This window comes from Serratia sp. ASV30 (genome assembly GCF_016428815.1).
GTDB classification, from domain to species: domain Bacteria; phylum Pseudomonadota; class Gammaproteobacteria; order Enterobacterales; family Enterobacteriaceae; genus Chania; species Chania fonticola_C.
Map to the genome: position 1 here is coordinate 1 of NZ_JAELTL010000264.1, position 302 is coordinate 302.

General features: G+C 70.5%; 1 protein-coding gene. It reads left to right on the forward strand.

The genetic code is table 11. The annotated features are described in order from the left end of the window. The coding region (locus JHD74_RS26370) for a hypothetical protein (RefSeq protein ID WP_199063954.1) at positions 1-302 on the forward strand (302 nt) is incomplete at both ends.

A 302-nucleotide genomic window follows, 5' to 3' on the forward strand; every position in this document is an offset into this window, starting at 1 on the left:
CCCCCCCCCCCCCCCCCCCCCCCCCCCCCCCCCCCCCCCCCCCCCCCCCCCCCCCCCCCCCCCCCCCCCCCCCCCCCCCCCCCCCCCCCCCCCCCCCCCCCCCTTTTCCAGCAGAAGACGGCATACGCGATGATACCTCCTGTCTCGTGGGCTCGGAGATGTGTATAAGAGACAGGACCAAGGCAGGGATCGAACACAAGGTTCTGAACGCCAAATTCCACGCCATGGAAGCGGATATTGTGGCCAATGCGGGTCAGACTGCCGCAGTAACCATCGCCACCAACATGGCCGGTCGTGGTACC